Source organism: Rhizobium sp. NXC14 (assembly GCF_002117485.1).
GTDB lineage: Bacteria > Pseudomonadota > Alphaproteobacteria > Rhizobiales > Rhizobiaceae > Rhizobium.
The window spans coordinates 568,003-586,585 of the sequence record NZ_CP021033.1; the positions used below are offsets into that span (position 1 = coordinate 568,003).

The 18,583-nt window shown below is 61.8% G+C and carries 16 protein-coding genes and 1 pseudogene; 8 read left to right on the forward strand and 9 right to left on the reverse strand.

From position 1 onward, the window contains the following. Positions 1-56: 56 nt before the first annotated feature. On the reverse strand, positions 57-3,764 hold the full coding sequence (putA, locus tag NXC14_RS30690; protein ID WP_085781761.1) for a trifunctional transcriptional regulator/proline dehydrogenase/L-glutamate gamma-semialdehyde dehydrogenase: 3,708 nt from the start codon (positions 3,762-3,764) through the stop codon (positions 57-59). 27 nt (positions 3,765-3,791) lie between these two features. Continuing rightward, positions 3,792-3,995: a hypothetical protein gene (locus tag NXC14_RS30695; protein WP_085781762.1), complete on the reverse strand. Its 204-nt coding sequence runs from the start codon at positions 3,993-3,995 to the stop codon at positions 3,792-3,794. 173 nt (positions 3,996-4,168) lie between these two features. Here NXC14_RS30695 and NXC14_RS30700 point away from each other — a divergent pair, with 173 nt between their 5' ends. The 6 genes and pseudogenes from NXC14_RS30700 to NXC14_RS33915 all read left to right on the forward strand — a co-directional run bounded on the left by NXC14_RS30700 (position 4,169) and on the right by NXC14_RS33915 (position 9,208). Further along, positions 4,169-4,663: an Lrp/AsnC ligand binding domain-containing protein gene (locus NXC14_RS30700; protein ID WP_085781763.1), complete on the forward strand. Its 495-nt coding sequence runs from the start codon at positions 4,169-4,171 to the stop codon at positions 4,661-4,663. An 84-nt stretch (positions 4,664-4,747) separates the two neighbouring features. Next, positions 4,748-5,149, forward strand: coding sequence for a DUF2946 family protein (locus tag NXC14_RS30705; protein WP_085781764.1), 402 nt, complete (start codon positions 4,748-4,750; stop codon positions 5,147-5,149). An 81-nt stretch (positions 5,150-5,230) separates the two neighbouring features. Beyond that, on the forward strand, positions 5,231-6,604 hold the full coding sequence (locus NXC14_RS30710) for a PepSY domain-containing protein (protein WP_085781765.1): 1,374 nt from the start codon (positions 5,231-5,233) through the stop codon (positions 6,602-6,604). A gap of 98 nt (positions 6,605-6,702) precedes the next feature. Beyond that, positions 6,703-7,068, forward strand: coding sequence for a copper homeostasis periplasmic binding protein CopC (copC, locus tag NXC14_RS30715; protein ID WP_198175583.1), 366 nt, complete (start codon positions 6,703-6,705; stop codon positions 7,066-7,068). Beyond that, positions 7,065-7,958, forward strand: coding sequence for a copper homeostasis membrane protein CopD (copD, locus tag NXC14_RS30720; RefSeq protein ID WP_085781767.1), 894 nt, complete (start codon positions 7,065-7,067; stop codon positions 7,956-7,958). The genes copC and copD overlap by 4 nt, the downstream gene beginning before the upstream one ends. 165 nt (positions 7,959-8,123) lie before the next feature. Beyond that, positions 8,124-9,208: pseudogene (locus tag NXC14_RS33915) on the forward strand (acyltransferase). Here NXC14_RS33915 and NXC14_RS30730 read toward each other — a convergent pair. After that, positions 9,209-10,096 carry a LysR substrate-binding domain-containing protein gene (locus NXC14_RS30730; protein ID WP_085781768.1) on the reverse strand — a complete coding sequence of 296 codons (888 nt, stop codon included), beginning with the start codon at positions 10,094-10,096 and terminating at the stop codon, positions 9,209-9,211. A 109-nt stretch (positions 10,097-10,205) separates the two neighbouring features. Between NXC14_RS30730 and NXC14_RS30735 the strand changes: the two genes are divergently transcribed. After that, positions 10,206-11,459, forward strand: a complete 1,254-nt coding sequence (locus NXC14_RS30735; protein ID WP_085781769.1) for an aromatic ring-hydroxylating dioxygenase subunit alpha — start codon at positions 10,206-10,208, stop codon at positions 11,457-11,459. Positions 11,460-11,469: 10 nt separating this feature from the next. Continuing rightward, entirely contained in the window at positions 11,470-12,537 is a 1,068-nt protein-coding gene (locus NXC14_RS30740) for a hybrid-cluster NAD(P)-dependent oxidoreductase (protein ID WP_198175599.1), read from the forward strand. A 204-nt stretch (positions 12,538-12,741) separates the two neighbouring features. Here NXC14_RS30740 and NXC14_RS30745 read toward each other — a convergent pair whose 3' ends face one another. The 6 genes from NXC14_RS30745 to NXC14_RS30770 all read right to left on the reverse strand — a co-directional run bounded on the left by NXC14_RS30745 (position 12,742) and on the right by NXC14_RS30770 (position 18,539). Beyond that, positions 12,742-13,755 carry a GlxA family transcriptional regulator gene (locus tag NXC14_RS30745; protein ID WP_085782070.1) on the reverse strand — a complete coding sequence of 338 codons (1,014 nt, stop codon included), beginning with the start codon at positions 13,753-13,755 and terminating at the stop codon, positions 12,742-12,744. Positions 13,756-13,784: 29 nt separating this feature from the next. Further along, positions 13,785-14,783 (reverse strand): 4-hydroxyproline epimerase, encoded by a 999-nt coding sequence (locus NXC14_RS30750; RefSeq protein ID WP_085781771.1) that lies wholly within the window; start codon positions 14,781-14,783, stop codon positions 13,785-13,787. Between the two features lie 15 nt (positions 14,784-14,798). Further along, positions 14,799-15,650, reverse strand: coding sequence for an ABC transporter permease subunit (locus tag NXC14_RS30755; RefSeq protein WP_085781772.1), 852 nt, complete (start codon positions 15,648-15,650; stop codon positions 14,799-14,801). Next, on the reverse strand, positions 15,647-16,495 hold the full coding sequence (locus tag NXC14_RS30760; RefSeq protein WP_085781773.1) for an ABC transporter permease subunit: 849 nt from the start codon (positions 16,493-16,495) through the stop codon (positions 15,647-15,649). Before NXC14_RS30760 ends, NXC14_RS30755 begins: the two co-directional genes overlap by 4 nt. 18 nt (positions 16,496-16,513) lie before the next feature. Further along, entirely contained in the window at positions 16,514-17,605 is a 1,092-nt protein-coding gene (locus NXC14_RS30765; RefSeq protein ID WP_085781774.1) for a glycine betaine/L-proline ABC transporter ATP-binding protein, read from the reverse strand. 82 nt (positions 17,606-17,687) lie between these two features. Next, entirely contained in the window at positions 17,688-18,539 is an 852-nt protein-coding gene (locus NXC14_RS30770; RefSeq protein ID WP_085781775.1) for a glycine betaine ABC transporter substrate-binding protein, read from the reverse strand. Positions 18,540-18,583: the final 44 nt, after the last annotated feature.

The following is an 18,583-nucleotide window of genomic DNA, read 5'->3' on the forward strand; positions in this document are numbered from 1 at the left end:
GTTGGAACCTGGGCAGCCGGCCTGGAGGGCGCATTTCTGCCCCCTCGGCCTATCGATCAGCCGATGGCCATCAGGCTCGCATTGCCACCCGCAGCGGCGGTGTTGATCGAGGTCGACACCTCCTCCAGCAGCCAGTTGAGGCAATAGGCTTCCGGATCGCTTGCCAGTTCCTCGCTCGTCGCAGCCTGGACCAAGAGAAGCGGGCCGGGCAGCGCGGCGATCTTCCGGTTGACGGCAAGAACCCTGTCGCGGTCCCCTTCGACGAGCGCGCCGGAGAAAGGCCCGTCCTTTTCCCAATCCGATGTCCAGGAAAGGCGGCTGGCGACAGCCGCCGGAAGATCTGCCAGCACCGACTTCGATATGGAAGCCGCATCGACTACGACGTGGTTGCCTGTGGAAAGGGCCGCGGCGATCTGGCGATGCAGTCCGGTTTCGGTCTGCGGCACGAGCAGGATTCGGCCGCGCGGATGGAGCGCATAGAGATTGCGCTCGCCAACAGGGCCGGTGAGTTCGCGTTCGAGCCCGAGCGCCGAGCGGCTTGCATAGCCGCGCGCCGCTTCACCTTCGCCCGTCAGGCCCTTCTTATCGAGCCAGACGATATAATCGCGAAGGGCGAGGTCGGTATGGACGGAATCCTGCTGCGGCGGCACGGGGGCGCGCTGCACCAGGCGGCCGATATAAAGCGGGCCGCCGGCCTTTGGACCGGTTCCCGAGAGGCCACGGCCGCCGAAAGGCTGCACACCGACAACCGCACCGATGATGTTGCGGTTGACGTAGAGGTTGCCGGCCTTGATGCGGCTCGTCACATGCGCGATCGTTTCGTCAAGCCGCGTGTGAAGCCCGAAGGTGAGGCCATAACCCGAGGCGTTGATGTCGTCGATCAGGCGATCGAGGCCGTTTCTCTTGAAGCGGACGACATGCAGGACCGGCCCGAAGACCTCCTTCGTCAGGTCCGAGAGGGATTTGATCTCGATGATCGTCGGCGGAACGAAGGTGCCTTTTGCTGCGCTTTCCGGCAGCGGCAGCTGTTCCACCTTGCGGCCGGCGCCGCGCATTGCTTCGATATGCTGGTCGATCTCCGTCTTCGCGCCGTCGTTGATGACAGGCCCTACGTCGATGCTTAAGCGATCGGTGCGGCCGATGGTCAATTCACGGAAGGCGCCCTTCAGCATGGCGAGCGTCCTGTCGGCAATGTCGTCCTGCAGGCAGAGAACACGCAACGCCGAGCAGCGCTGGCCGGCGCTGTCGAAAGCCGATGTCACGACGTCGGCCACGACCTGCTCAGCCAGGGCGGAAGAATCGACGATCATGCCGTTCTGGCCGCCGGTTTCGGCAATCAGCGGGATCGGCTTGCCGGTTGCCGACAGGCGTTCAGCGAGCTGCGCCTGGATCATACGGGCCACCTCGGTCGAGCCGGTAAACATGACGCCCGCCGTTTGCTGCGCCCCGACCATGCCGGCGCCGAGGCGGCCGCTGCCGGGCACGAATTGCAGGGCGCCGACAGGCACGCCGGCCTCGTGGAGAATTTTGACACTCTCCGAAGCGATGATCGGCGTGACACCGGCAGGTTTCGCCAGCACGGGATTGCCGGCCACGAGGGCAGCGGCAACCTGGCCGGTGAAAATCGCCAGCGGGAAATTCCACGGGCTTATGCAGACGATCGGCCCGAGCGGCAGATGCGACGGACCGAGGGTTTTGCGCGCCTGATCGGCATAATACCGCAGGAAGTCGACCGCCTCGCGTACTTCGCCGACTGCGTTGGCGGCGGACTTGCCGGCCTCGCGCATGACGATGCCCATCAGCACCTTGATACGAGCCTGCATGATATCGGCCGCCCGATCGAGGCAGGCGGCGCGCTCGGCCGGCGGCACGGCAGCCCATTGCGGCGCGTATTCCGCCGCCATCGCGACGACACGGGCAGCCTCTTCTACCTTCACTTCGGTTACGGTGCCGACGACATCCCGGTGATCGGCGGGATTGAGGACATCACGCGTTACGCCGTCGGTGGAGCCGTCGGCGAGAATGGGAAGCGCATGCCAGGGCGTCGCAGCCGTGGAGGCAAGCGTCTGCGCCAGGTCCGAAAGCGTGGCTTCGTTCGAAAGATCGAGACCGCTCGAATTGGCTCGGGCGCTGCCGTAAAGCGCCTTGGGCGCGGCAATCTGCACATGCGGGGCGCCGATGACAGGCATGGCCGCGACGGTCTCGGCCGGATCGGCAATCAGGGCCTCGACCGAAACGTTCGGATCGGAGATGCGGTGCACGAAGGAGGAGTTGGCACCGTTTTCGAGCAGACGGCGGACGAGATAGGCAAGCAGCGTCTCATGCGTTCCGACGGGTGCATAGATGCGGCAGGGCCGGTCGAGCTTTTCCTTGCCGACGACCTCGTCATAGAGCGGTTCGCCCATGCCATGCAGGCACTGGAACTCATATTTGCCGACTGCGAAATCAGGCCCTGCCAAATGATAGATCGTGGCGAGCGTCTGGGCATTGTGGGTGGCGAACTGCGGGAAGACGGCATCGGCGGCGGCCAGCAGTTTGCGCGCGCAGGCGATGTAGGCGACGTCGGTATAGATCTTGCGGGTATAGACCGGATAATCGTCGAGACCATCCAGCTGGGCGCGCTTGATCTCCGCATCCCAATAAGCGCCCTTGACGAGACGGACCATGATCCGGCGCCCGGAGCGGCGGGCGAGATCGATGATGTAATCCAGCACGAAGGGGCAGCGCTTGCCGTAGGCCTGCACGACGAAGCCGAGTCCGTTCCATCCGCCAAGCTCCGGGGCAAAGCACAGCTCTTCGAGAAGATCGAGCGAAAGCTCCAGCCGGTCTGCCTCCTCGGCATCGATGTTGAGGCCGATATCATAGGACTTGGCGAGCGCGGCGAGCGCCTTGACCTTCGGCAGCAACTCGCCCATCACCCGGCCGGCCTGCGCTCTCACATAGCGAGGATGCAGGGCCGAGAGCTTGATCGAAATACCGGGGCCGTCATAAATGCCGCGCCCATGCGCCGCCTTGCCGATGGCGTGGATCGCCTTCTCGTAATCCTTGAAATAGCGCTCGGCGTCTGCTGCGGTCGTCGCCGCCTCACCCAGCATGTCGTAGGAATAGCGGAACCCCCGGGCTTCCAGCGGACGAGCGCGCTTCAGCGCCTCCTCGATCGTTTCGCCGGTGACGAACTGCTCGCCCATCATACGCATCGCCATATCGACGCCACGACGGATCACCGGCTCGCCGGCGCGCGCGATCAGCCGCGTCAGCGCCGCCGACAGGCTGCGGTCGTTGACCGTCGAGGTAAGCTTGCCGGTGACGACGAGACCCCAGGTAGCGGCGTTGACGAACATGGATTTGCCGCCGCCGATATGCGAGGTCCAGTTGCCCTCGGCGATCTTGTCGCGGATCAACGCGTCGCGGGTGTCCGTGTCGGGAATGCGCAGCAGTGCTTCAGCTAGACACATGAGCGCCACGCCTTCCTGGCTGGAAAGCGAATATTCCTGAACCAGCCCTTCGACGCCGGTGCCCTTGTGCTTGGCGCGAAGCGCCTCGATCAGGGTGCGGGCAGTGCTGCGGATGTCATAACGTTTGGCCTCGGAAACGCGCGCGGCCGCGACAAGCGGCGGCAGGCATTCGGTTTCCGGGCGGCGATAGGCGGCGGTGATTGCCTGGCGAAGCTCGGATTGCGGCCGGATCGGCGGCGCGAAGGCGGCGAATGGCGCGCCCTCGTAGGGATCATTGGATGGCGTGGTGTCGATCGCTGCGTTGAGCATGGAGGTCCCTATCAATCGATATCTGGTTTAACGGATGAATGAGGCGCCGGGTTCATCGTCCCAGTCAGCATCATCCGTGACGACAGGGCCGGAATATTCAGTCTCGCAGAGCGGGCGCGCAGGCTTGTCGCGTTTGAACGTGAGCGCTGCCGCCACGGCCCTTATCGCCACCGGCCGGTAGTGGGCGATGAGGTCCGGCTTCTCGTCGTCGTCCTGCTTTTCCCTGCCCATGCATGACCCCATTTTGCGTGTGGCGCCGATGCGATCCTGACGATGCGTCAAGCGCCTGCGCCTTCCATCCCATTATCCACGCATAACGTATCACAGATCGCCAATCACGATCTCACTTGATTTTCGCCATTTTCAGCCTGTATGAACTTATTAAATCGCATTTGAGAGCTCAAATGGCTAGCGAACCCGACATCTTTAGTGAATTGGACCAATTCGACAGAAAGATCCTCGCAGCACTCGCCGAGGATGGCAGATTGTCGATCACCGATCTCGCCGCGCGCGTCGGGCTATCGAAGACGCCCTGCCAGCTCCGCTTCAAGCGACTGATCAACGAAGGCTATATCGAAGGCTTCAAGGCCGTCCTCAATCCTGCGAAAATGCAGCTCGACCACATCGCTTTCGTCGAGGTGAAGCTCTCCGATACCCGCGAGGCGGCCCTGAAAAGCTTCAACGAGGCCATCAAGAAAATCAGGGAGGTCGAGGAGTGCCACATGATCGCCGGCCGGTTCGACTATCTCCTGAAGATCCGCACCCGCGATATCGGCCGTTACCGCCGCGTCCTCGGTGAACGCATTTCGACACTGCCGCATGTGGCCAACACCTCGACCAACGTTGCGATGGAGACGATCAAGGAAGGTTGGGACAAGTTCGGTTCGAGTCTCTCGTGATTATTGATCCTACCGCTACATTGCCGCATTGAGCTTTCGGCTCGGCAGCATTATCAACGGTTCACGCCGGATGGCGGGGGACCCATGCAAAGTCGTTTGGACATGATCGGGAAATGGCTGGTGCGCATTCTGTGCGCCGTCGCACTCGTGTCAGTCGGATTTGCCCACCAGTCCCCGACGATCGCGGCCGACCCCGTCAACCTTGCCGAATATGTGCTTCCGGACGGGACGCTGCCCACGCTTTGCGTCACGGTTGCCGACGACGAAGGCGAGACGGGCGCTGATCACAAAGCCCACACTCATGGCTGCGAAGCCTGCCGGATCAGTGCTTCCGTCCTCCTGCCGCCGCCTGCAGACATCGCCGGGAAAGCCGTGGCATTTTCCGTTCGGGTGGATCTTCCCATTCGCATGGAAGCCTTCCATCGGCAAATTTACCCGCCCAACACTGGTCCCAGAGCCCCTCCTTCCGATCCGATCCTGACCTGAACCAGCGCGTCAGCCACGCTGAGGCGCGCCCTTTGTTCTCGGCCGCGCCTTTGCCAGCGGCCACGGATTCGGAATTTCATCATGTCGACCATCACTTCCACCGCTCCGGCGGAAAGCGCCGTACCCGGTGTCTCGCTATATCGCGCTATCTGGCGCTGGCACTTTTTCGCCGGACTTTTTGTCCTCACCTTCATGCTGAACCTCGCGATCACCGGCTCGCTCTATCTCTTCAAGAACGAGATCAACGAAAGCGTCTTCGCCTACCGCTATGACGTCGTCGCTTCAGGCCAACCACTGGCGCCGGAAAAGCTGGCGGAGATCGCGACGGCCGCCGTGCCGCGCTCCGCGGTCACCGCCTACAAGGACCCGGCAACGCCTGAGCACTCGGCCATCGTAACGGTGTCAAGCGATGCCGGCTCCACGCTCGTCTTCATCGATCCCTATAAAGGCAGGATTCTTGATACGGTCGGCGCAACCGAAGAGTTCAACTACGTCGTCAAGCGCATCCATAGTCTTGCTCTGTTTGGGAGCCTTCCAAACAAGCTGATCGAGATTGCCGGCGGATTCGCCATGGTGCTTGTCGTGACCGGCATCTATCTCTGGTGGCCGCGCCGCCAGACGGGCGGCGTCGTCACGGTCCGTGGCACTCCGGCCCGACGCGTCTTCTGGCGCGACCTGCATGCCGTAACCGGTGCTTTCGCGGGCATACTGATCTTCTTCCTGGCGATCACCGGCATGCCGTGGTCGGGCTACTGGGGTTCGAACGTGCAGGCCTGGCTCGGAAGCCATGGCCTGGGCTATCCCACGCAACTCTGGGACGATGTGCCGAAATCGCGGAAGGTTACCCAGGACATCCTGCCTGTGGTCGGCTGGACAGTCGAACAGGCTCCGGTCCCGCTCTCCGACATTGCCGTCGCCCGGTCGAAGAAGCCGATCGGCCTGAACAAGGCCGTCGACGTCGCAAAGGCGGCCGGTCTGACGCCGGGTTTCGACATTGCCATGCCTTCCGGTGAAGCCGGCGTCTATTCGGCGGCGATCTATCCCGATGATCTCGCCAAGGAGCGGACGATCCACATCGACCAGTATTCGGGCAAACCGCTCGTCGACATCTCCTACCGCCAGTACCCAATTTTCGGAAAGGCCATCGAGTGGGGCATCAATGTTCACCAGGGGCGCGAATTTGGCCGCGCCAATCAATTCCTGATGCTCGCCACCTGCCTGGCGATCATTCTTTCCTGCGTGACCGGCATCGTCATGTGGTGGAAGCGACGCCCGTCCGGACGTGTGGGGGTTCCACCGCTGCCGCCGCGGCGATCGGTTTATGTCGGCCTATGGACCATCACGGCCGTCTTCGCCCTGGCGTTTCCGCTGACCGGTCTCGCCATCCTGCTGATGGTCGCGACCGACCAAGCCATCATTCGCACGATCCCACCGCTTCGGCGTGCGTTCGCTTGAGGAGGCGACATGAAGACAATCCGCATTCAGCCCTTCGGTGACGCTTTGACAAACGACCGCGTCAACTGGCAACTTCGAAGGAAACAGATGAGATGACTATGTCAAAACTCCCCCTGATCGCTTCCATCGCACTGATCTTGACGGCCGCGGCCGCCAGCCAGGCCCTGGCTCACGCCCACCTGAAAACGTCGAGCCCGGCGGAGAAGACGTCCGTCGTCTCTCCCAGCGAACTCGACCTGACTTTTACGGAAGAACTCGATCTCAAGTTCAGCGGCGTGAAGGTCACCGACTCCAGCAAGGAGGAAATCAAGCTTGGCGAAGCCGGACTGAAGGACGATGGCAAGGTTCTGACGGTTCCCGTTTCTGCAACATTGGCGCCAGGCGACTACACAGTCAGCTGGCATGTGCTTTCGGCCGACGGTCATAAGACCAACGGCAGCTATACCTTCACCGTCAAGCCGTGATCACGCCCGAGACGGCCTATATCGCTTGCCGCTTTTTCCTAGACGTCGCTGCCCTGTATCTGTGGGGCAGCTCCGCATATCTGTGGCTGCTCGTTCCGGCCTCCCTTTCCGGGAATATCTTGACACGGCAATCTTGGCCGCGAGCCCTTGCGGTCGGCTGCACAGTCGCTGCAACGGTCCTTGCCCTCCCATTCAGGTCCGCGATCCTCGGTGAGGATTGGGCGCAGGCATTTGATTTCAGCGCAATGCTAGATATTCTTTCCGGCACCACGATCGGCACGGCGTGGATGTGGCAGGCGGCAGGAGCCGCCGCGCTTTTGATCGCATACATCGCGACGCCCACGCGATTGCGGGCCGCCGCCATGACGTTCGCGGCGGGATTCCTGCTGGCCGGTCTTGCCGCGAGCGGCCATGCCGCCATGAACACCGGCTGGTTTCGCGCACTGCATCGGGGAGTCGATATCGTCCATGTCCTGGCGGGAGGCGCCTGGTTCGGGGCGCTGATCCCGGTCGCGATCATTTTGCCCCTGTTGTCCGATCACCGGGCCGGCCGCGACGCGACCACGGCGCTCGTCCGTTTCTCCACGGCAGGCCACATCGCCGTCGGCATGGTTTTGATCTCCGGCGCCGGCAACATGTTCATGATCATCGGGGGTTTTCCGCTCGACTGGTCCGTTGTCTATCAGCTTCTACTTTCCCTGAAGATACTGCTCGTCCTGTCGATGATCGGACTGGCGATCCTCCACAGGTATGTGCTCGTGCCAAAACTCTCCTGGTCTCATGGAGCCGTGACGGCACTCAGGATCGGCACCGTTGTCGAAATTGTCTTGGCATTCGCGGTCGTCGGCCTAGTGGCATGGTTCGGCACGCTGGAGCCGGCAGCCATGTAAGTCACGCTGAGGCATCGCGCAATGACCGCTTCGAGGCAACCGGCCAGCGACCGGTCCATCCTCTGCATCTTGCTAGCGAACCGCTTACGGGGTCTGATACCGCCAGGAGATGAATGGCTTGACATAGACGAGTCTTCGGCGACCGACCTGAGAATGAGGAGCAGGATGAATCACGTCAACAGCCCTAAGGCATCGGCGAGCGAGGAGAGGGAAGCGCGCCGGCTGCAATATCTTCCCTGGGAGCGCATCGCGTCGGACCTCGATCATCCCGCTCACCTCGCCCGCAAGGCAGCGCTCCGGCGATCATGCGCCGCCGAACTAGCCGAGACCTCCTATATCGCCGAGAATGCCGCGATCTTCACCGAAAGCCTGACGATCCTGATCTGCCCATACACCGCCAAGGCGTCGTCAGCCTCGGCATCATAACCCGCGACGGTGTATGGATCGGCGCCAATTGCGTGATCCTCGATGGCGTCACGATCGGAAACGGCGCCCTCATAGCTGCCGGGGCGGTCGTCACCAGGGACATTCCCGCGATGGCGATTGCGCTGAGGGATGATCCGAAGGCGCTCTACAACGTCCTTTCGGTCGGCTATGCGCTTGAACTGCTCGGCTCGAATCCGCGGCACCCTGTCCGCGCGGTCGAGCTCGACGCCGCAGGGCTCGAGGCGTGGCTGAGCGCCCTGCCCTGGCAAAGCAGGGCGTGGCATGCCGGCAGCGTGGTCGATGCCATCGGCACCGCCATCTATTTCAACGCCAGCTATTTCGGCATCCGGCAATCACGCCAGGCGCTGTTCGAATGGTTGAACCGCAATGCCAACAGCGTCTCCGGCCTATGGGGCGAGCCAACAGCTGCCGAGGGAATGGCTCCAGCCGGTGAATGGCTTTTATCGCCTGACGCGCGGCACCTATGCCTCAACTACCGCAATCACAAGGGCTTCGTCGGCGAGAAGTATAATGCCTGCAACCTGCTCGATACGATCCATCCGCTGCTGTTGATTACCCGGCAGACCGATTACCGGCGGACAGACGGAGAGGCGATTTCCCGACATCTCATAACAAGAGCCCTGGACAGATGGCGGGACGGCGAAGGATTCCCGTTCGCCGACGGCGCCGAGCCAAGCCTGCGGGGAACAGAGATGTGGCTTTCGGTCATTCACCTTTCAGCCGATTTCCTCGGCCTTGCGGATCACTTCGCCTTCGTCCCCAAGGGCGTGCATCGGACGGCAACGCCGGGGCTCGGTCTGTGATCACCCGTGCAGCGATGCCGTCAGCCAGGCGGCGGCGAGATTGCGGGCATTGCTGCGCTTGGCTTTGACCGGCACGATCACATTGTAGCGATCTTCGGCGGCAAGTTCGCTTGCCTCGGCGCTCACCAGGGTTCCGTCCTCGAGGAACGTGCCGACTAGCATGCGCCATCCGAGCGCGATCCCCTGCCCCGCGCGCGCGGCGGCAATGGTTTCGGTGTAGTGGTTGAAGCGAAGCGATGGCTTGACCTCGATATTGGCGCCGGTGAGCGATACCCATTGCGACCAGCTGTACCAGGAACGGTCGAGAACGTCGGTTTCGATGAATTCGTCGGTCGAGCCCAGCGGGCCATTTCCGCGACGCCTGAGATAATCTGGTGAGCAGACAGGGGTAATGACGTCGCCGCGCGACGCGATAACCGTTCCGTCGCTGAAGGGCGGCATGCCGTAGCGGATGGCCACGTCGATCTCTCCGTCGTCGAGCGCGATCGGGTTGTCCTGGGAGATTACCCGCACGAGAATTCCGGGATTCGCCCGGCGGAACTCGGCCAGCCTCGGCAGCAGCCAGAAGGACGAGAATGCCACTGTCGCCCCGATCGTCACCACATCCTGGCTGCGCGACTGGATCGCCTCTACGTTCTCGGCGATATCGGCGAAACTCTTGGCGAGCGTCGCGCCGAGACTGACGCAGGCCGCCGTCGGTTCGATCGCTCGGTGCTTGCGCACGAACAGCGGCTGCCCCAGTTCCTCCTCCAGCAAGGCGATCTGCCGACTGACCGCCGCCTGGGTGACACCGAGCTCGGTCGCGGCCGTGGTGAAGCTCTTTCTGCGCAGAACCGCTTCCAGCGTCACCAGTGCTGTCAGCGAGGGGAGCCGCCGTCGAAACTGCATCTCGAACACCTTTTCACATGAGAAAATATTATGCGATCGGAATTTTTTATGCCGTTGAAACCCTGTAACTGCAAGGGCAATCTAGGGAACTCTCACATAAGAGGTTCTCATGCTAAACAAGCTTCCGTCTTCGATTTCGGCCCTTCTCGACGCCCGTGCCGACGGTTATTCTCTGCCGGCCGGCCTTTACATCAGGGAAGATGTGTTCGAAGCGGACGTCGATGTTTTCTTCCACAAGCACTGGATCTGCGTCGGCCTCGACTGTGACGTTCCCGAGCCCGGCGACGCCACGGTGATCGATATCGGCAAGACGAGCTTGATCCTCCTGCGTGACGACGATGGCGAAATTCGCGTCCTGCACAATGTCTGCCGCCATCGCGGCTCCCGCCTTCTCAATCCGGGCAAGACAATCGTTTCGAAGCTCGTCTGTCCCTACCACACTTGGACCTATGAACTGACGGGCGAACTCAGCTACGCCCCTCATATGGGCAAGGATTTCGACAAGGACTGTCACGGCCTGAAGCCGGTTACTTTCAAATCGATCGGCGGCCTGGTCTACGTCTGTCTATCCGACAATCCGCCCGAGGACATTGCCGGCCTCGAGCAGGCGATGGCCGAGCGTCTCGCTCCCTATGAAATCCGCAATGCCAAGATCGCCCACCAGACCGACGTCATCGAGGAAGGCAACTGGAAGCTGACGATGGAGAACAATCGCGAGTGCTACCATTGCTCCGCCAACCATCCGGAACTCTGCGTCTCCTTCGTCGATCTCGACTTCGGCTTCGATCCGGAGACGCTGAGCCCCGAGGATCGTGAGTTGGCGGAAGAGCATTTCCGGCTTTACGAGGAGCGCACGCAGGCATGGGAGACAGACGGTTTCCCCTCGGCTGCTATCGAGCAGCTCACCGACTGCGCCACAAACTTCCGCACCCAGCGGCTGATCATAGCAGGCGCCGGCGAATCCCAGACCCCCGACGCCACCGCCGCATCCTCCAAGCTGCTCGGCCAAATGACCCGCAAGGATCTCGGCGACACGCATCTCTGGGGTCATAACAGCTGGAACCACTTCATGGGCGACCATGCGGTGGTTGCGATCGTCATCCCGCTTTCGGCGGGCAAGACGCTGGTGCGTACCAAGTGGTTGGTCCACAAGGATGCCGTCGAGGGGGTCGATTACGATCTCGACAAGCTGACGGACGTCTGGATCGCGACGACGGACCAGGATGCCGATCTCGTCGCCCGCTCGCATGCCGGCACGTTCGATCCCGCCTATCAGCCAGGGCCCTATTCCCGCTTCTCCGAGACGAACCTCGACAAGTTCGCCACCTGGTACATCGATCGGATGCGCGCTCATGGGTATTGATCTCACATCCATGCGTCTAGGTCAGAGCGCGCAGCAGGTCTGGGATCCGGAGACTGACGAGACCCTCGTCTGTCTCGACGTCCATCAGGAGACGCATGACGTGAAAAGCTTCACGTTCGCGTCGCCCGAAGGTAAGCATTTCCACTTCGATGCCGGCCAGTACTTTCTGTTCGACTTCCCGACGGGTTCGGATGGTGAGGCGCGGTGCTACAGCATCTCGTCGTCGCCCCATCGAAGCAATACCTTTACGGTGACGGTCAAGCGCATGCCCGGCGGCAGGATATCGAACTGGCTCCACGACCATATGGCACCAGGCATGACCGTCAAGGGTCAGGGACCGCTTGGTTATTTCATCCGTCCCAAGGGCGAGAAGATCAAGCTTCTGCTCCTCTCCGGAGGTTCGGGCATCACGCCTGTCATGTCGATCACACGTGATCTGGCAGACCGATACGAAGCGTCGGACATCGTCTTTCTGCACGCGGCGAGAACGCCTGCCGATCTGATCTTTCGCCACGACCTTTCGGGGCTCGCAGCGAGGATGAAGGGACTGCGTCTCCAATTTCTTCCCGAAACGGTCGCCGGCGAATTGTCATGGCCAGGGCTGACCGGCCGGATCTCGCCGGAGTTCCTCAAGCTTGCCGTGCCCGACATCGCCGAACGCGTCGTTATGTGCTGCGGTCCCGCGCCGTTCATGGCAGTGGCGCGTTCGATCACGGCTGCTCTCGGCGTCCCGCCAGAAAACTATATCGAAGAGAGCTTCGACGCCGCGGTCATTGACGAGCCAGGCCTCGACGTCGACGCACAGCCGACAACGAGGACTTTCCAGGTCGAATTCTCGAAACAGAAGAAGACGTTGGAGGTCCCGTCAGACCAGACCGTGCTTGCGGCGGCAAAGAAAGGCAACGTCCGCCTGCCCTCCTCGTGCTCGAATGGGGTCTGCGGCACCTGCAAGTCGAAGCTTGTCTCCGGTTCGGTGGAGATGAACCATAATGGTGGCATCCGGCAACGCGAAATCGACGCCGGCTTCTTCCTGCCCTGCTGCTCCAAGCCGCTCGGCGATCTCGTCATCGAGCGCTGAGTAACGCCGCATTACTCACCGACAACAGGGGATCACTCGGATGCAGCGAGACAAAAGCCGTTCCGCCGAGCCGGCCCGTCTTCAAGGACGAGAGAAAACAGACCTATCTCAATCCCGAGGGGGCTGACCGGCTTTTGACCACGACGAAGGGCGCGGAGCGGCTGGACAGCTTTCCCTGGGAAAATGTGTGAAAGGTCGCATCGTTCAATGCGATCTTAAAGCTGCCGCGCGATGCTGCGACGGCGTCTGCCCGAATGTGCGCTTGAACGTTCTCGTGAATTGCGACGCGTTTTCAAAGCCGACATCGAGCGCAATCTCGATCAGCGGCGCCTTCGATTGGGCCAGGATCGATTTTGCCCGCTCCATGCGGACGCGGTTGTAGGCTTTGGCGGGAGACATTCCCGTCTTCTCGATGAAGATTCTCTCCAACTGACGCCGGGAGAGTCCGACCATGGCGGCGAGCTTCTCGATCGGCATGCTGCCATCGACGAACTGCTCCATCGTGATCATCGCCGCCTTGACACGGGCATCGTCATAATCGTCGTAAAGCGGACGCCGGGGCTGAATGTCGGCCGGAGCGCGGGCCTTCTCGATCTGCAGCACTTCAAGCGCGTTTCGTTCGGCATCGCGGCTGATATATTTCCTGACCAGCAGCGCCGCCATATCGGCACTGCTGCTGCCGCCGGCGCAGGATCCGCGCTGGCGATCGAGATTGAAGAGCCGGTCGGAGCGAACGCTGAGTTCGGGGAAACGCTCGCGAAACTCCTTATAATGCAGCCAGCTGACGCAGGATTCATGCCGCTTCATCAGGCCCGCAGCGGCAAGGATGAACGTACCGGTGCACACGCCGATCAGCGGCACCTTCTTGGCATCCGCCTGCTTGAGGAAGGTGATGGTCTGCTGATCGACGGGGTTCTCCACGCTCAGAAGGCCGCCGACGACGGCGATGTAGTCGAAGCGCGTGGGATCGACGAAGTCAGACGTCGGAGCGACCTGGACGCCGCAACTCGAAGTGATTAGATGCCGCGTGCTGCCGATCACCTGCCAGTCGGCAAGCACTCTTCCGGAACGGTCCTGCTCGTCGCTGGCCAGCCGCAGCGTATCCACGAACAGCGCAAAGGCGGACAGCGTGAACGACCGCGACAGAACGAATCCGACCTTGAGCCGGGCGGTGGGCTTTGCGGCGCCGTCTGCCTGCCGATGCTGCCCGGGTCGCATATTCATCTCATCACCGTTCCTGAATGCGCTCATCTGATCTGAAAACCGTGCGCCAGCGGATCGCGGTCGTCAACAAAAATGGTGTTGTGGCCGATGACCCGCGCCCAGCCCCCGATGCTCGGGAGGATGCCGCGATAAGGTCCGATGTTTGCCTCGCCTTCCACCCGGCCCTCGAAGACGGTTCCGATCAGGCTTTCATGACGGTAGCTCGACCCGACGGTAAGCCGTCCCTTTCCATGGAGCTGCGCCATGCGCGCCGATGTGCCGGTGCCGCCCGGCGAGCGATCTATCGCCTTCTCGCCGTAGAAGACAGCGCAGCGCCCGTCCGACACGTCGTTCACCGGGCCGTCACACCAGATCGCGTGATGCACGCCCGATATCCTGGCATCGTCGGGATGAACGGGATTGCAGATATCGGCAAGCGCTGTCCTGAGCTTCTGGCTGCAGCCGACGATGTCGGATGCGCTCATGCCGTCGAGTCCGCTCCAGTTCTCCTGCGGCTCGACGACTGCATAATAGTTGCCGCCATAGGAAATATCGACGCGCAGGCGACCCATTCCGGGCACATCCACCGCGACATCGGCCTCATGAAGATAGCTCGCGACATTGTGGAGACGGACGGAATCGACATATCCATTCTTCTCCTCATAGGTGACGTCGACCCTGCCTGCCGGCGTTTCGATCGCGACTCTTCCCGGCTCACGCGGCTTGACCAGCCCTTCCTCGATCGCAGCGGTCACGGTGCCGATGGTGCCGGCGCCGCACATCGGCAGGCAGCCGCTCACCTCGATGAACAGCACGGCGAAATCGCAATCGGGCCGATAGGCGGGATAGATGATCGAACCCGACATGATGTCATGCCCCCTCGGCTCGAACATCAGCGCCTTGCGCACCCAGTCATGGTCGCGGACGAAAATCTCCCGTCGTTCGCCCATGGGCACGTGCGGAAGCAGGGGGCCGCCTCCGGCAACGAGACGAACCGGGTTGCCGCAGGTGTGCGCATCGATGCAGAAAAAGCTGTTTCTCATCTTTTCACATCCCGCTCATCGCGCCTTGGGCAGACCGCCGCGGTCGAGCAGGCCGCGCGACAGCCGGTCGAGCAGAAGAGCGACTGCAACGATTGCCAGACCTGCTCTCAGGCCGAGCCCCATCTCCATGCGCGTCAGGCCGCGCGTCACTTCGGCGCCGAGACCGCCCGCGCCGACGAGGCCGGCGAGCACCGCCATTGCGAGCGACAAAAGAATGCATTGATTGAGACCGACGAGCAGTGTCTGCTTGGCGAGCGGAATTTCGATCTTCCAGAGGATCGAGCGGGGCGGTGCGCCGATGGCGCTGCCGAGCTCGATGAACACCTTCGGCACCTGGTTGAAAGCCAGCGTCGTCAGTCGCAGCATCGGCGGAATGCCATAGACGATGGTGGCGATAATGGCCGGCACGCGTCCAAGGCTGAAGATCATCACCGCCGGGATGAGATAGACCCATGGCGGCACCGTCTGCATCACGTCGAGGATCGGGCGAACCACCGCCTCCAATGTCTTGTAGCGCGAACAAAGCACGCCGATCGGGAAGGCAATGAGGACGGAAATCACAACGGCGACGGTCACAAGAGCAAGCGTCTGCATCGACGCCGTCCACAGCCCGACAAGCAGGCAGAAGCCGAGGCAAAGGCCGGCGAGGATCGCGGCGCGCAGGCTGACTGCGAAGAATGCCAGCAGGACGACGATGACGATCAGCGCATAAGGCGGCACGAAGAGCAGTGCCGTCTCGATTGCCGACAGGACCGTTTCGACCACGGTGCTGATGGCCGCAAACAGCGGATGAAGATTGGTGTTGAGCCAATCGACGGCTGGGGCCAGGAGGGCGCCCGGCGAAAACTGCAGGATCGCAGGATTCATGACTTCCTCCCTGTTCCCAGGCGGGCAGCACTCTGGGTTATCCGGTCAATCACCATGGTCAGTACCACGATTGCGATCGCGGCATTGATCGAGGTCGCGATATCGAGCGTCCTGATCGCGCCATAGATCGTCTCTCCGAGCCCGCCGGAGCCGACGATGCCGGCGATGACGACCATACCGAAAGCCATCATCAGGCTCTGGTTGATACCCGCCATGATGCTCGGCAGCGCAAAGGGAAGACGGATCTTGAAGAACATTTTCGCCGGCGTCATCCCGAGTGCCTCTCCGAGTTCGATGAATTCCTTGGGCGTCATGCGGATGCCGAGAGAGGTCAGGCGGATGGCCGGCGGCACGGCCACGATCACGGTGGCGATCAGCGCCGTCGCCGGCCCGTAGCCGAGCAAGGCGATCGCCGGCAGCAGGTAGATGTAGGGTGGCATGGTCTGGATGAGATCGAGGCCCGGCTCCATGAAGTGATCGAGAGCCGTGAAGAAGCCGGCGGCAATGCCGACCGGAATGCCGATCGCCAGGGCGATCGTGGTGGCGGTCAGGACCAGAGCCAGCGTGCTCATCGTCTCCGGCCACAGCCCCATCGAAAAACAAAGCGCCAGCGCGACGCCGCTGAGCACCGCGAACCAGGCATTGACCAGCCGCCAGCCGATCAGCGCCACAATGACGGCGACCACGTAAAACGGCGGAAGCTCCAGCAGCCAGAGGATCCCGTCATAGAGACCCTCGAGAAGCTGTCTGATGTAGTCAAACAGGAATTCCCCGTTGTCGCTCACCCATTCGAGCGCGGAGTCCGTCCATTCGTCGAAAAGATCGGTGAAGGCTGAACTGTCCATGTCAATCAGCTCCCTGGGTCACGCCGCCGTCAGATCGGGGGCGGAGGTTCCCTTGACACCCATCAAGAGGCTGCGCGGTGTAACGACGCCCACGACTCGATCGTTATCGACGACGGCAATGGCGTCGCGGTCCGATTGCATCGTCAGGGAGATAAGCTCGTCGATATCGGCATCCGGCGTCGTGCGCGCCAGCGACGCGATATCCGAATTCGCAGCGCTCTGCTGGAATTCGGCAACGCTGCGCATGACCGAATGCGCCTTGATCAAATGAAGGCGGGATATGCCGGCGACGAATTCGGCCACATAGGCATCGGCCGGGTTGAGGATGATTTCCTCGGCCGTGCCGGTCTGGATGATGACGCCGTCCTTCATGATGGCGATACGGTCGCCGATGCGGATCGCCTCGTCGAGATCATGGGTGATGAAGACGGCAGATTTGCCGAGGGCTTTGGTCAGCTGGCGGAATTCGTCCTGAAGCTGGCGCCGGATCAGGGGATCGAGCGCGCTGAACGGCTCGTCCATGAGAATGATCTCCGGGTCGGAGGCAAGGGCGCGGGCAAGCCCGACGCGCTGCTGCATGCCGCCGGAAAGCTCATTGGGATAGCGGCTCACCCAGTCGGCGAGGCCGACTTTCTCGAGGGCGGCGGCGGCGGTCTTGTTTCGCTCCGCCTTCGCGATTCCCTGGACCTCGAGGCCGAAGGCCGCATTTTCCAGGACGGTGCGGTGCGGCAGCAGGGCAACGCTCTGAAACACCATGCCGATGTTCTTGGCGCGCATCTGCCTGAGATCGACCGGCGACAAGGAGGCGAGGTCGCGTCCCTTGACGAGCACCTTGCCGGCGCTCGGCGTGATCAGCTTGTTCAAAAGGCGGATCAGCGTCGATTTTCCGCTGCCCGACAGGCCCATGATGCAGAAGATTTCCCCGCGCCGGACCTGGAGGCTCACTTCGGACACGCCGACGACGCAGTTGAATTTCTGCAGGACCTCCTTCTTGTCGAGACCGCGCTCCTTTATCGACTGCATCGCCGCAGCGGATTTGTCACCAAAGACCTTCCAGAGGGATTGGCAGTCGATCAGGACATCCTTGGCATCGATATTGACGGTTTTCATAGCGATCCCCTTTTGAGCCAATCGGCTGGCTTCTTCTAGGTGAGAGGGTGGCCGCCCAAAGGATCGGACGGCCACGACGCACTTATTTCTTCTTGATGTTTTCCCAGCGCTTGATCAGGTCGGCATGGGCGCCGATCCAGTCCTGAACGGCCTGGTCCATGGTCTTGCCGTCCTTGACTTCGCCGTTGATGGCCGTGATGTCGGCGATCGGCACATAGACGCTGGCCATGACTTCGCGGGCATGCGGGTTCTCTTCGGAAAAGCCCTTATGGCCGATCCAGTAGTAGCTCTGCGGCGGCGGGAAGACGCCCTTCGGATCCTTGAGGTACTTGACCTCGTACTTCTGGACCATCCAGGACGGCTCCCAGATCGTCACGGCGATCCACTCCTTACGGTCGTAGGCGGATTTCAGCGCCGCCGTCATCGCGGCCGTGCTGCCTTCGACAAGCTGGAGCTTGAGCCCGTAATCCTTGACCGCATTCGATGTGTCGCGCATCAGGCCGGCGCCCGGCTCGATGCCGATGATCTTGCCGCCGAACTTGTCGGGGTTTTCATTGAGCTGTTCCAGCGAGTCGATCGGCACATATTTGGGAACGGCGACGCCCTGATAGAGGCCGTGCGAAACCGGCGAGATCTTTTCGAGGCGGTTCTTGTTCTTGTCCCAGTAGTCCTGCGCGACATAGTCCGTCTGCGAGGTGAGCACTTGGATGTCGCCCTTGGCGAGGGCGGCATAGGCAATGCCCCACTCGGAGAATTCGGTGACCTTGACGGTATAGCCGGCGTCTTCGAGAACCTTCTTGGTGATGCCGGTGATCGGCGTGAGATCCTCCCACGACATCGTGCCCATGGTGATCGTCTTTTCTTCCGCGCGGGCCGGCAGAACACTGATCCCGATCATCGCAGCGGCGCAGAGCGCCTTCCACAAAATTTTCATTGTTGTTACTCCTGTTTTACGTTCCCATTGAAGTCTGCGAGCGG

Coding starts and splice junctions, on each gene's coding strand:
- NXC14_RS30750 (WP_085781771.1), bottom strand. CDS start 14,783: ATGAGAAACAGCTTTTTCTGCATCGATGCGCACACCTGCGGCAACCCG.
- NXC14_RS30695 (WP_085781762.1), bottom strand. CDS start 3,995: ATGGGCAGGGAAAAGCAGGACGACGACGAGAAGCCGGACCTCATCGCC.
- copC (WP_198175583.1), top strand. CDS start 6,703: ATGTCAAAACTCCCCCTGATCGCTTCCATCGCACTGATCTTGACGGCC.
- NXC14_RS30755 (WP_085781772.1), bottom strand. CDS start 15,650: ATGAATCCTGCGATCCTGCAGTTTTCGCCGGGCGCCCTCCTGGCCCCA.
- NXC14_RS30765 (WP_085781774.1), bottom strand. CDS start 17,605: ATGAAAACCGTCAATATCGATGCCAAGGATGTCCTGATCGACTGCCAA.
- NXC14_RS30700 (WP_085781763.1), top strand. CDS start 4,169: ATGGCTAGCGAACCCGACATCTTTAGTGAATTGGACCAATTCGACAGA.
- NXC14_RS30735 (WP_085781769.1), top strand. CDS start 10,206: ATGCTAAACAAGCTTCCGTCTTCGATTTCGGCCCTTCTCGACGCCCGT.
- NXC14_RS30760 (WP_085781773.1), bottom strand. CDS start 16,495: ATGGACAGTTCAGCCTTCACCGATCTTTTCGACGAATGGACGGACTCC.
- NXC14_RS30745 (WP_085782070.1), bottom strand. CDS start 13,755: ATGCGACCCGGGCAGCATCGGCAGGCAGACGGCGCCGCAAAGCCCACC.
- NXC14_RS30740 (WP_198175599.1), top strand. CDS start 11,470: ATGCGTCTAGGTCAGAGCGCGCAGCAGGTCTGGGATCCGGAGACTGAC.
- NXC14_RS30770 (WP_085781775.1), bottom strand. CDS start 18,539: ATGAAAATTTTGTGGAAGGCGCTCTGCGCCGCTGCGATGATCGGGATC.
- putA (WP_085781761.1), bottom strand. CDS start 3,764: ATGCTCAACGCAGCGATCGACACCACGCCATCCAATGATCCCTACGAG.
- NXC14_RS30730 (WP_085781768.1), bottom strand. CDS start 10,096: ATGCAGTTTCGACGGCGGCTCCCCTCGCTGACAGCACTGGTGACGCTG.
- NXC14_RS30710 (WP_085781765.1), top strand. CDS start 5,231: ATGTCGACCATCACTTCCACCGCTCCGGCGGAAAGCGCCGTACCCGGT.
- NXC14_RS30705 (WP_085781764.1), top strand. CDS start 4,748: ATGCAAAGTCGTTTGGACATGATCGGGAAATGGCTGGTGCGCATTCTG.